The organism is Bradyrhizobium sp. AUGA SZCCT0177, from assembly GCF_018130125.1.
In the GTDB taxonomy this organism is placed as follows: domain Bacteria; phylum Pseudomonadota; class Alphaproteobacteria; order Rhizobiales; family Xanthobacteraceae; genus Bradyrhizobium.
Genome location: NZ_JAFCMA010000027.1, coordinates 116,999 through 129,071 on the forward strand (window position 1 = coordinate 116,999; position 12,073 = coordinate 129,071).

General features: G+C 63.0%; 10 protein-coding genes and 1 riboswitch. Of the genes, 3 read left to right on the forward strand and 7 right to left on the reverse strand.

The features are described 5' to 3' along the window. Positions 1 to 79 precede the first annotated feature (79 nt). From JQ597_RS27795 to sdhC, 5 genes are all read right to left on the reverse strand, one after another. Positions 80 to 2,272: a hybrid sensor histidine kinase/response regulator family protein gene (locus JQ597_RS27795; RefSeq protein WP_212268680.1), complete on the reverse strand. Its 2,193-nt coding sequence runs from the start codon at positions 2,270 to 2,272 to the stop codon at positions 80 to 82. Between the two features lie 121 nt (positions 2,273 to 2,393). Next, positions 2,394 to 3,176, reverse strand: a complete 783-nt coding sequence (locus tag JQ597_RS27800; RefSeq protein WP_192739357.1) for a succinate dehydrogenase iron-sulfur subunit — start codon at positions 3,174 to 3,176, stop codon at positions 2,394 to 2,396. Between the two features lie 111 nt (positions 3,177 to 3,287). Beyond that, positions 3,288 to 5,159: a succinate dehydrogenase flavoprotein subunit gene (sdhA, locus tag JQ597_RS27805; protein ID WP_249135641.1), complete on the reverse strand. Its 1,872-nt coding sequence runs from the start codon at positions 5,157 to 5,159 to the stop codon at positions 3,288 to 3,290. A 3-nt stretch (positions 5,160 to 5,162) separates the two neighbouring features. Beyond that, positions 5,163 to 5,537 carry a succinate dehydrogenase, hydrophobic membrane anchor protein gene (gene sdhD / locus JQ597_RS27810; protein WP_211994682.1) on the reverse strand — a complete coding sequence of 125 codons (375 nt, stop codon included), beginning with the start codon at positions 5,535 to 5,537 and terminating at the stop codon, positions 5,163 to 5,165. Between the two features lie 20 nt (positions 5,538 to 5,557). Next, the gene (gene sdhC, locus JQ597_RS27815) at positions 5,558 to 5,959 is read right to left on the reverse strand and encodes a succinate dehydrogenase, cytochrome b556 subunit (protein ID WP_192739356.1); all 402 of its coding nucleotides are present in this window, start codon (positions 5,957 to 5,959) and stop codon (positions 5,558 to 5,560) included. Positions 5,960 to 6,467: 508 nt separating this feature from the next. On the opposite strand from sdhC, the gene JQ597_RS27820 reads away from it, so the two are divergent. Next, the gene (locus JQ597_RS27820; protein WP_249148242.1) at positions 6,468 to 7,322 is read left to right on the forward strand and encodes a sulfite exporter TauE/SafE family protein; all 855 of its coding nucleotides are present in this window, start codon (positions 6,468 to 6,470) and stop codon (positions 7,320 to 7,322) included. Positions 7,323 to 7,360: 38 nt separating this feature from the next. On the opposite strand, the gene JQ597_RS27825 is transcribed toward JQ597_RS27820, so the two are convergent. Next, positions 7,361 to 8,410: an HD-GYP domain-containing protein gene (locus JQ597_RS27825; RefSeq protein WP_212268682.1), complete on the reverse strand. Its 1,050-nt coding sequence runs from the start codon at positions 8,408 to 8,410 to the stop codon at positions 7,361 to 7,363. Between the two features lie 281 nt (positions 8,411 to 8,691). After that, positions 8,692 to 10,218 (reverse strand): malonate--CoA ligase, encoded by a 1,527-nt coding sequence (locus tag JQ597_RS27830; RefSeq protein WP_212268683.1) that lies wholly within the window; start codon positions 10,216 to 10,218, stop codon positions 8,692 to 8,694. Positions 10,219 to 10,304: 86 nt separating this feature from the next. Between JQ597_RS27830 and JQ597_RS27835 the strand changes: the two genes are divergently transcribed. Next, positions 10,305 to 11,066, forward strand: a complete 762-nt coding sequence (locus JQ597_RS27835; RefSeq protein WP_212268684.1) for an SDR family oxidoreductase — start codon at positions 10,305 to 10,307, stop codon at positions 11,064 to 11,066. A gap of 199 nt (positions 11,067 to 11,265) precedes the next feature. Next, a riboswitch (ZMP/ZTP riboswitch) is annotated at positions 11,266 to 11,346 on the forward strand. Between the two features lie 36 nt (positions 11,347 to 11,382). Continuing rightward, on the forward strand, positions 11,383 to 11,796 hold the full coding sequence (gene folB / locus JQ597_RS27840; RefSeq protein ID WP_212268685.1) for a dihydroneopterin aldolase: 414 nt from the start codon (positions 11,383 to 11,385) through the stop codon (positions 11,794 to 11,796). The last annotated feature ends 277 nt before the right edge of the window (positions 11,797 to 12,073 follow it).

Below are 12,073 nucleotides of genomic sequence, written 5' to 3' on the forward strand. Positions count from 1 at the left end.
TAGGCGAGCGCAAGCGACGTCGTCCTTCGGCTTGGCCCGGCCATGACGACGTGTGAATGACACCGCTGACCTGCTGACCTCAGGACGCCCGCGTCGCGGAGGCGCGTTTCATCATGCGCCAGCGGGCGACCGCGTGCAGCACGCGCGAAAGCTGCTCGATCGAGTAGGGCTTTTGCAGCAGCTCCAGACCGTCGCTGCCGCTTTCGGACAGGCCGTGGCTGTAGCCGCTGGTCAGCACGACCGGCAGATCGGCATGGTAGCGGCGGATTTCCTGCGCCAGCTCGATGCCGGTCATGCCCGGCATCACGACGTCGGTGAACACCACGTCGTAGCGGTCGGCGCCTTCAGCCAGTTCTTCCAGCGCGTGCGTGGCGTTGTCGACCAGGGTTGTGCCGTAGCCGAGTTCGGCCAGCGCGTCGGTGGCGAATTTCCCGACCTCGATATTGTCTTCGACCACGAGCACCGACATGCCTCTTCCGTCGAGCGGCGGAGCATCTTCCACCATTATCTGCTGCGGCTTGCCGTCACCGGTGGCACGCGGCAGGTACAGCGTGAAAACGCTGCCTTTTCCCACTTCGCTGGCCACCACCACTTCGCCGCCGGATTGCCTGGCGAAACCGAACACCTGGGACAGACCGAGCCCGGTGCCCTGGCCGACCTCCTTGGTGGTGAAGAAGGGTTCGAAGATGCGACCGTACTGCTCCTGGGGAATGCCGACGCCGGTATCCTCGACGGAGACGGCGACATAGCCGGTGGGTTTTTGGCCGGCGCGGTTCTGGCCGATGGAATCCTGGTTGCGGGGATTTGGCGAACCTGCGGCGGCGCCGGGCAATTCGGTTGCCGCGTGCACCGTGATGGTCAGCCTGCCGCGGCCGTCCATGGCGTCGCGGGCGTTGACCGCCATGTTGATCATCGCGGTTTCGAACTGCCCGGCATCGGCATTGACGACGCACGGTTCGGTCGGCCCATGGATCTCGATCTCGATCCGCGACCCGATCAGCGTCTTGATCATCTCGCTCAGCATCTGCACGTTTTGGCCGACGTCGAACAGTTCCGGCTTGAGTGTCTGACGGCGTGCGAACGCCAGCAGCTGGCTCGTCAGTCGTGCCGCGCGTGTGACCGTGTCCGAGATCGCGTCGATGTAGCGCAGCCGGCGCGGCTCCGGCAGGTCCGGCCGCCGCAACAGATCGACGGAGGCGCGGATCACGGTGAGCAGATTGTTGAAGTCATGCGCGACACCGCCGGTGAGTTGCCCCAGCGCCTCGAGCCGCTGGCCATGCTTCAGCGCTTCTTCGGCCTCCTGCCGCTTGGCAGCCTCGGCATAAAGATGCCGCGTTCGACGCAGGGCGAGTGCGAGCAAGAAAAACAACAGGGCGGTGGCCGGCGCGCCGAAGATGAGGTGCTGGCTGATCGTGGAGAACCATCGCGCCCGGATTGCCGACGTTTCAAGGCCGGCGCTGATATGGATCGGATATTCGGCGAGCCGCTGGTAGCCGAGGCGGCGCTCGATGCCGTCGGTCGGCGACGTAACAGTGATGAGGCCGGCCTTGGGGTTCGCGGCGATCTGTTGTCCGACCGGTCCTGAGAGGTCGAGCCGAGCTTCCTGATCGATGGTCGGAAAGCGCGCCAGCACCGCGCCGTCGGTCAAAGCGAGCGCAAAGAAGCTGCCGGGCTCGCGGCCGATCCGGGCGTAGAAATTCTCGAAATATTCAGGCAGTACCGACGCCTGGATCACGCCGGCAAAGCTGCCGTCCGCGTTTTGCCGCCGCCGGCTGAAGCCGAAAAACGGCGCGCCCTGATAGGGCGGGCGCGGTATCAGCGCTTGGCCAATATAGGTTCCGATGTCGCCGGCGACATGGACCTTGAAATAATCCCGGTCCGAGAAGTCGATCTCGGGCGGGGGCATGACGAGGCTGTTGACGAGCGCGTGGCCCCTGGCGTCGAAGACCCAGGTCGATTTCACCTGCGGCAGCGACCCGACAAGCTGCTTCAGCCGTTGATGCAGCGCTTCCTCGCGGGAAGTAATGCCGGCGTCCGGAATGCCGCGGATCACCTCGGCGATTTCGGACAGGCTGCGGTCGATGGTCTCGAACACTTTCAGCGCGTGCTCGTGCACGACATCGAGCGAGCGTTCGATTTCCCGGTCGGCGGTCTCGTTGATCGAGATCCAAGAAACCGCGGATGCAAAGATGAACAGCGCCAGCGGGAGGGCCAGCGAGGCCGCCATCATCCATTGCAGCAATCTCAGCGAATTGCGTTGTGCGGTCTGCACGGGCGCTCCTGCTCCGGAGCGAATCTTACGTCAAACCTGTAACGGAACAAAGCGGCCCGGAAACGGAAAACTTTGTCGGGCGCCGGCCCGGCCGTCTACCGGGATACTCGGCACAAATTAGCTAAATTTGCCGCTCGACCAGTTTCAGCTTGAGCTCGGCGATGGCTTCCGACGGGTTAAGACCCTTCGGGCACGCCTTGGCGCAGTTCATGATGGTATGGCAGCGATAGAGCCGGAACGGGTCTTCGAGATTGTCGAGCCGCTCGCCGGTGGCTTCATCGCGGGAATCGGTAACCCAGCGCGTCGCCTGCAGCAGCGCGGCGGGGCCCAGGAAGCGGTCGCTGTTCCACCAGTAGCTCGGGCATGAGGTCGAGCAGCAGGCGCACAGGATGCATTCGTAGAGGCCGTCGAGCTTTTCGCGGTCCTCGTGGCTCTGCTTCCATTCCTTCTGCGGCGTCGGCGTGGTCGTCTTCAGCCACGGCTCGATCGAGGCATATTGCGCATAGAAATTGGTCAGGTCAGGCACCAGGTCCTTGACGACGGGCTGGTGCGGCAGCGGGTTGACCTTGACCGCGCCGTCTTTGACGTCGTGCATCGACTTGGTGCAGGCCAGCGTGTTCTGGCCGTCGATGTTCATGGCGCAGGAACCGCAGACGCCTTCGCGGCAGGAGCGACGGAAAGTCAGCGTCGGATCGATGTGGTTCTTGATCCAGATCAGGCCGTCCAGCACCATCGGCCCGCATTCGCTGGTATCGATGTGATAGGTGTCGACGCTCGGATTTTTGCCGTCGTCCGGATTCCAGCGATACACCCGAAACTCGCGCGTCTCGGTCGCGCCCGCCGGTTTCGGCCAGGTCTTGCCGCCGGTGATCTTTGAGTTCTTCGGAAGCGCGAATTCAACCATTCCTCTAACCTTTCGTCATTCCGGGGCGATGCGTCAGCATCGATCCCGGAATCTCGAGATTCCGGGTCTGGTCCTTCGGACCATCCCGGAATGACGGCTGCTTTTGTCCGATCAATACACCCGCGCCTTTGGCGGGATGTACTGCACGTCGTTGGTCATCGTGTAGTCGTGCACCGGGCGGTAATCGATCGTGGTTTTGCCACGCTCGTCGATCCACGCCAGCGTGTGCTTCATCCAGTTCTTGTCGTCGCGTTCGGCGAAATCCTCGCGGGCGTGGGCGCCGCGGCTCTCGGTGCGGTTGGCCGCCGAGTCCATCGTCACCACCGCCTGCACGATCAGATTGTCGAATTCGAGGGTTTCGATCAGGTCGGAATTCCACACCAGCGAGCGGTCCGCCGTCGCGACGTCGCCGATGCCGCCATGCACCTTGTGGATCAGGTTCTGGCCTTCGCTCAGGACTTCGCCGGTGCGGAACACAGCGCAATTGCTCTGCATCACGTGCTGCATGCTGTCGCGCAGTTTTGCGGTCGGCGTGCCGCCGGAGGCGTAGCGGTAGTGATCGAGCCGGCCGAGCGCCAGGTCGGCGGAGCCCGCCGGCAGTTCCGGCTGCTTGCCGTTGGCCGTGAGTTTTTCGGCGCAACGCAGCGCCGCGGAGCGGCCGAACACGACAAGGTCGATCAGCGAGTTGGAGCCGAGCCGGTTGGCGCCGTGCACGGAGACGCAGGCGGCTTCACCGAGCGCCATCAGGCCGGGTACGGTGGCGTTGTCGTCGCCGTCCCGCTTGGTCAGCACTTCGCCGTGATAATTGGTGGGGATGCCGCCCATATTGTAGTGAACGGTCGGCGTGATCGGGATCGGCTCGCGGGTGACGTCGACATTGGCGAAGATTTTTGCCGATTCGGAAATGCCTGGCAGCCGTTCATGCAGCACCTTCGGATCGAGATGATCGAGGTGCAGATAGATGTGATCCTTTTTCTTGCCGACGCCGCGGCCTTCGCGCATTTCGATGGTCATCGCGCGCGAGACCACGTCGCGCGAGGCAAGGTCCTTGGCGGATGGCGCGTAGCGTTCCATGAAGCGCTCGCCCTCGGAATTGACGAGATAGCCGCCTTCGCCGCGCGCGCCCTCGGTGACGAGGCAGCCCGAACCGTAGATGCCGGTCGGATGGAACTGGACGAACTCCATGTCCTGCAGCGGCAGGCCGGCGCGCAGCGCCATGGCGCCGCCATCACCGGTGCAGGTATGCGCCGAGGTGCAGGAGGCGTAGGCGCGGCCGTAGCCGCCGGTGGCGAGGATCGTGGTTTGGGCGCGGAAACGATGCAGCGTGCCGTCGTCGAGCTTGAGCGCGATCACGCCGCGGCAAACGCCCTGGTCGTCCATGATGAGGTCGATGGCGAAGAACTCGATGAAGAACTCGGCCGCGTGGCGCAGCGACTGGCCGTACATCGTGTGCAGCATGGCGTGACCGGTACGGTCGGCGGCGGCGCAGGTGCGCTGCGCCTGGCCCTTGCCGAAATCCATGGTCATGCCGCCGAACGGGCGCTGGTAGATCTTGCCGTCTTCGGTGCGCGAGAACGGCACGCCCCAATGTTCGAGCTCGTAGACCGCTTCGGGCGCGTTGCGCACCATGTATTCGATGGCGTCCTGGTCGCCGAGCCAGTCCGACCCCTTGACGGTGTCGTACATATGCCAGCGCCAGTCGTCCTGATGCATGTTGCCGAGCGCCGCCGAAATGCCGCCCTGTGCGGCGACCGTGTGCGAGCGGGTCGGGAACACTTTTGTGATGCAGGCGGTGCGCAGGCCGGCTTCCGAGCAGCCGACCACGGCGCGCAAGCCCGCGCCGCCGGCGCCGACCACGACGACGTCGTAGGTATGGTCTTCGATCGGATAGGCTTTTCCGTTGGTGGCAGGACCACTTCCTGGACCGCCACTGCCGTTGGTGGCCTTGCCGTTACCTTCAGTCGCCGGATTCTTAGAAGCCATGGGTTACACTCCCGATGACATTTTGAGGATCGCGTAAATGGAGGCGAGCGCCACCGCGATACAGAAGAAATTATTGGCCATCACGCTGGCGAGCTTGATCTTCTCATTGTGCACATAGTCTTCGATCACGACCTGCATGCCGATCTTCATGTGCCAGGCACTGGCGAGGATGAAGAGCAGCATGATGATCGCGATGGGCACCGAGCTGAAGATTTGCTTGGCGCCCGCCTGGTTGCTGCCGAGCAGCATCAGCACCACCACGATGACAGGCACGATCAGCAAGGTCATCGCGACAGCGGTGAGGCGCTGACGCCAGAAATCGGAGGTACCGGAATGCGAGGAGCCGAGGGCGCGGACGCGCGCGAGAGGTGTGCGCATGGAAGGCGACTTGGGCGCGTTCATCGTCCGCCTCCGATGGTCATGTAGGCGACGATCCAGACCAGGATGGTAAGCGAAATGCCGCCGATCAGCGCGCCCCAGGTCAGGGCCTCGCGCTCATTGGCCTTGAAGCCGTAGCCGAGGTCCCAGACGAGATGCCGGAGCCCGGAAAGCAAATGATGCATCAGCGCCCAGGTGTAGCCGAACACGATCAGGCGTCCGATGAAGCTGCCGGTAAAAGCCTGCACATTGGCGTAGGCGCCGGGGCCGGAAGCGGCGGCGATCAGCCACCAGGCCAGCAGCAGGGTTCCGAAATACAGCGCCACGCCGGTGGCGCGGTGGACGATGGACAGCGCCATCGTCAGCGTCCAGCGGTAGGTCTGCAGATGGGGAGAAAGCGGTCGTTCGATCCTGGCGGTCATCGGCGGCTTTGAAGTTGGCGGGACGTGGTGCGGCCCATCGGGGATCGCGTTAAAGCAATTCTATTTACGTAGTCGAACCAGCGAGCGCAACGATCAAATGCCACGAAATCGAACGGTCGTTCATTACTAGATCGAGGATGAAACGAGGGCGATCAGCGGCTTGGTATACCACGCTTGCACTGATTCATTGAAAGAACGAATCATTGTTCGCTTGTTGTGGTGAGCTGTCGCCGCCTGCGCGTATAAAGGGTCGGCGGTGGCGTGGCCGGCGGCCCCACATCGTGGAGCGGGCGGCGTCCCTTCGCCGCCGTTCCCGAGCGCGTCCACGCGCTATTCCCGCAGAGCCGACCGGATATGCAAATCCAGCGCACGCCCCGACAGCGCGTCCTCGGCTTGAAGCCTTGCACTTCAAGCCTTGCATTTGATCGTGGGGGCTGCCGCCAGGGCGGCAATGGTCGCGTTGCGATTCGTCGGGTAACGCTGCGGTGTTCCTCAACGTGCAGGCGGGATGGTGATGGCCGGGCTTAATCTCGTCGAGCTTGTCGAACTGGCGCTGATGCTGATTGCGGTCGGCGCGGTGTCGGGGTTTTTCGCCGGCATCTTCGGGATCGGCGGCGGCGCGATCCTGGTGCCGGTGTTCTATGAGTGCTTCCGGCTTGCGGGCGTGCCGCTGGATGTGCGGATGCCGCTCTGCATCGGCACCTCGCTCGCCATCATCATCCCGACCTCGATCCGTTCGTTTCGCGCCCATCACGCCCGCGGCGCGGTTGATCTGGGCGTGCTCAAACTGTGGTGGCTGCCGATCATCATCGGCGTCATCGCCGGCAGCATCACCGCGCGTTACGCGCCCGAGCGGCTGTTCAAGATCGTCTTCGTCGGCGTGGCATGGTCGGCCGCCGCGCGCCTGCTGCTGGCGCGCGACAACTGGAAATTCGGCGACGACATCCCAAAGGGCCCGCTGATGCGGCTCTATGGCTTCTTCATCGGTCTGCTGTCGACCCTGATGGGGGTCGGCGGCGGCCTGTTCGCCAATCTTCTGATGACGTTCTATGGCCGTCCGATTCATCAGGCGGTCGCGACCTCCTCGGCGCTGGCGGTGCTGATCTCGATCCCCGGCGCGCTCGGCTACATCTATGCCGGCTGGCCCGCGGCGGCGCGCTATCCGGATGTCACCGCGCTGCAGCTGCCGTTCGCAGTCGGCTTCGTCTCGCTGATCGGCGCCCTGCTTGTGATGCCGACCAGCCTGCTCACCGCGCCGCTTGGCGTGCGCGCGGCGCATGCGATGTCAAAGCGCAACCTGGAGATCGCGTTCGGCTGCTATCTCTTCATTGTCGGCAGCCGGTTTGTGATCAGCCTGTTGTAGGAAACATCATCGACGCAATGCAGTGCGTTCGCGCGCCCTCAGCGGTTCAGGGCGACTTCCCTGAACGCCTTGACGAGCGGAGCTTCCAGCTTGCCGTGCATGCCGCCGAGAATTTCATAGGCTTGCGCACGCGGCATCGCCGGCCTGTACTGGCGAAATTCGATCAGCGCCGCAAAAATATCGGCGATGGTCAGGATCCGGACCAGGTCGGAAATGCTTTCGGCGCAAAGCGCGTCGGGATATCCGCTGCCGTCGAGATATTCATGGTGGTGCCGGACCGCGTGCAGGATTTCCGCCGAGATGCCGCGCGTCCCCTTCAGGATGGTGTGCCCGGCCGCCGGATGGGTTTCGATCAAAGCGCGCTCGCCCGGTTCCAGACGGCTGGGTTTGTCGAGCACCGCGAGGGGAATCTTGGCTTTGCCGATGTCGTGGAACATCGCCGCCGAATACAGCCGCTCGATATCAGCTTCGGCCAATCCCAGGCTCAGTCCGAAGGCGACCGTCGTTCCCGTCACCAGCAGGCAATGCTGATAGGTGCCCTCATGGTGGCGGCGGACGACTTCCAGCCATTCGGAGAGACCTTCCTCGGCAACGCAATTGGAAATCTTGCAGGCCGCCGATTTGGCGTCGGCGACATCGATCGGCTGGCCATGCAGCACCGCGGCGAACATCAGCGCCAGCGAGGCGGCGCCCGCCGACGCCGCACCGCGCGCGCCTTGACCGCCGGTGTCGTCAGTGAGTTCGATCGAACTGGGGTCGATCAGCACCGCGAGCAGCGACCGCGCGGTGACCGGATTGAACAGCACGTGCGTGGCGCCAAGGGCATAGGCCTGCGCCGCGAACAGCCGCGCCTTCTGATCGAGGATGAAAATCTTCCGCTTGGCGCCCTTGAATTTCGCCGCTAGCTCCTTGAGCGCGACGATGTTGTCGGCGTTTCGAAGATCGACGCTGACGATGGCCGCGTCGCAATTCTTCGGGACGTTGTGTTCCTTGCGGAGCAAGGACGAGCTGACGCTGAACTTCGCCCCCAGCAGCATGCGGAGCGTCGAGATTCGATCCGGTTGATCTGCGACGACGTGCAACAACATCGATAACATTACCTGGAAGGCGGTTTGGCCTGATCGTCATCGCTTCTGAAAATCAGATCGGCTCGCCGTTTCAAAGCGACCGTAATATTACGGGAGTACAACGAGCCATTCGTCACGCTATCCGCGAAACGGAATCTTTCGGTTAAATGGCAATGCCCAAAAATTGTTCACATGCGCCGCGCCCATGGAACTCGCCATGGTGGAACTCGTCATCGTGGAGCTTGGCTTCGCGCTTCGTTGGCGCAGGCACAGGCGTCGTCTCACCCGGACAGGGGATGGCGCTATTTTGCGTAAATCTTTGCGTAAGTATCCCGCAGAATATTCTTCTGCACCTTGCCCATCGCGTTGCGCGGCAATTCGTCGACGACGAAGACGCGCTTCGGCATCTTGAACTTTGCAAGACGCCCATCGAGCGCTTGCAGCACCGAGGCTTCGCTGATGTCGGCGCCCTTGTTGCACACCACAACCGCGGTGACGCCTTCGCCAAAGTCCGCATGCGGCACGCCGATCACGGCGGATTCGATCACACCCGGCATGGCGTCGATCTCGCTCTCGATTTCCTTCGGGTAGACGTTGAAGCCGCCGGAGATCACCAGATCCTTGCCGCGGCCGAGAATGTGCACATAACCCTTGTCGTCGATCTTGCCCAGATCGCCGGTGATGAAGAAGCCGTCGTCGCGGAATTCGGCTTTTGTTTTCTCCGGCATCCGCCAATAGCCCTTGAAGACGTTCGGGCCCTTGACCTCGATCATGCCGATGGTGTCGCGCGCGATCTCCTTGCCGGTTTCGGGGTCGGTGACGCGGACGGAAACGCCGGGCAAGGGAAGGCCGACGGCGCCGGGCACGCGGTCGCCGTCATAGGGGTTGGAGGTGTTCATGTTGGTTTCGGTCATGCCGTAGCGTTCGAGGATGGCAAAACCTGTTCGCGCCGACCATTCGCGGTGGGTGTCGGCGAGCAGCGGCGCCGAGCCCGAAATGAACAGCCGCATGTGCTTGGCGGAGTCTTTGGTCAGCGCCGGGCTCTGCAGCAGCCGCGTGTAGAAGGTTGGCACGCCCATCAGCACGGTTGCGCGCGCCATCAGCTTGATCATCAGTTCGGGGTCGAGCTTCGGCAGGAAGATCATCGAGGCGCGTGCGAACAGCGTCACGTTGCTGGCCACGAACAGACCGTGGGTGTGATAGATCGGCAGCGCGTGGATCAGCACATCGTCCTTGGTGAAGCGCCAATAGTCCACCAGCGAGAGCGAGTTCGAGGCGAGATTGTCGTGCGTCAGCATCGCGCCCTTGGAACGGCCCGTGGTGCCCGACGTGTAGAGGATCGCGGCGAGGTCGTCGCTGGCGCGGGCGACCGTTGCAAACGAAGTGTCCGCCTTGGCGGCGGCGTCCGTCAGCGATCCCCTGCCGTTGGCATCAAGCGTTTCGACCTTGGCGTTGACCTTGGCCGCGATCGCGCCGATGCCCTCAGCCTTGGAGGGATCGCACACCACCAGCGACGGCTCGGCGTCGGTGATGAAATACTCAAGCTCGTTCAGCGTATAGGCGGTGTTGAGCGGCAGATACACCGCGCCTGATCGTACCGTGGCGAGATAGAGCACCAGCGCCGGTACGGATTTTTCGGTCTGCGCCGCCACGCGGTCGCCCGGTTTGACGCCCCTGGAAACCAGCACATTCGCCATCTGGCCGGCGCGGGCGATCAGATCGGCATAGCTGATTTTCGTACCGTCGAGCATCTCGATCGCGAGCCGGGCGGGATCGTCGAGCTTGTCGAACAGGCGGCAAAACAGGTTGGCGCTGGCGGTGGTGTTCATGCAACATTCCCTGAGGGGCAATGGCCGGAGTTTTCGCCGGCTGGATTAGCAAAAACGCCCCTCACAAAGCAACGGAGACAGTTTGCATGTCAAATAATGGGAAACGCGTGGCCTGGGTGACCGGCGGCGGCACGGGAATCGGTGAATCCGGCGCGGAGCATCTCGCGGCGGACGGCTGGATCGTCGTGGTTTCGGGACGACGCCAGGCCGAACTGGACCGGGTCGTGGCCAACATCACCAAAAAGGGCGGCAAGGCCGAGGCGATCGCGCTCGATGTCAGCAACAGGGCCGACGTCAACAAGGCGGCGGAACAGATCCTCGCAAAGCACGGCCGGATCGACCTCCTGGTCAACAGTGCCGGCGTCAACGTACCGAAGCGGAGCTGGGCGGATGTGGAACCGGAGGGCTGGGACAAGGTCGTCAATATCAACCTCAACGGCGTCATGTTCTGCATGCAAGCTGTGCTGCCGGCGATGCGCAAGCAGAAGGATGGCTGCATCATCAACGTCGCGTCCTGGGCCGGCCGGCACGTCTCGAAGATGACGGGCCCGGCCTACACCACCACCAAGCATGCGGTGCTGGCGCTGACCCATTCCTTCAACATGGACGAATGCGTCAACGGCCTGCGCGCCTGCTGCCTGTCGCCCGGCGAGGTCGCAACTCCGATCCTGAAATCGCGCCCGGTGCCGCCGAACGAAACCCAACTGGCGAAGATGCTGCAGCCCGAGGATTGCGGCCGCACCATCGCGTTCGTCGCCAGCCTGCCGCCGCGCGTCTGCGTCAACGAGATCCTGATCAGCCCGACACACAATCGCGGCTTCATCCAGACGCCGGCGAGCAATGATTAGCCCTTGGTAGATCACGTAGGGTGGGCAAAGCCAGCGGGTCGCGCGAATGCGCGCCCGATGACACGGCTCCGCGTGCCCACCATCTTGCTTCACAATTCCAAACTGTGGGTGGGCACGGCGCAAACGCGCCTTTGCCCACCCTGCGAGCTTTCAAGACAGTCGGGCACCCTTGAGTCACGTCAATCGTGCCCGTATACTCACACTCTCGCGCGACTGGCGATCGCAGATGGGGCACCATCGGGAAGCGCGAGATATTCAGCCGCGCGCCTGGGCAATCGGAAAAAATCCGATCCACCTTCTGATGAGGGAGCGGCCCATGTTGACGACCATCCAGATCGCCGGATTGCAGACCTTCGGATACCACGGCCTGTTCGAGGAAGAACGCAGGCTCGGCCAGAAATTCACCTTCGACATCGATGCGACGTTGAAGGCGGCGCCGACGCACCGGGATGACAGGCTGGATGCCTCGATCCGCTACGATGCCGTGGTGGATGCCGCCGTGAGTCTTGCCGGCGCGACGAAATACCAAACGCTGGAAGCGCTAGGGGAAGCCGTTGCGATCGGCCTGATGCGGCGCTTCGCCTTGATCGACACCATCACCGTTGGCGTCGCCAAGTTCAGCCCGCCAATCCCGCATACGCTGAGCAAGGTCGGAATCACGGTGCGTCTGGCACGCGCCGAGCTGACGGATCGGTCGGTGGAGGAAGCACTGGAAGCCTGTGTCGCGTGAGCGGCTGTCTCGTTCCCTCCCCCGCAAGCGGGGAGGGAGCGGAGCTTTCGTGTGGTTCGCTGCTCGCACATCAATGCATGAAGTGCGACAAAGTAACCCGACTGGCAAATCAGTTCTGATTTACGGAAATCGCGTCAAGTCCTAAATTTCCGAAAATCAAAAATATTTCCCTTCCCTTCGCCCCCAAATCACCTGCACACCAATAGCCATCCCGTCCCACTCAGAGGGGCGTCGGCCGTCGTCATGACGAGGGGCGGGGATGCGGTGGACGTTGATG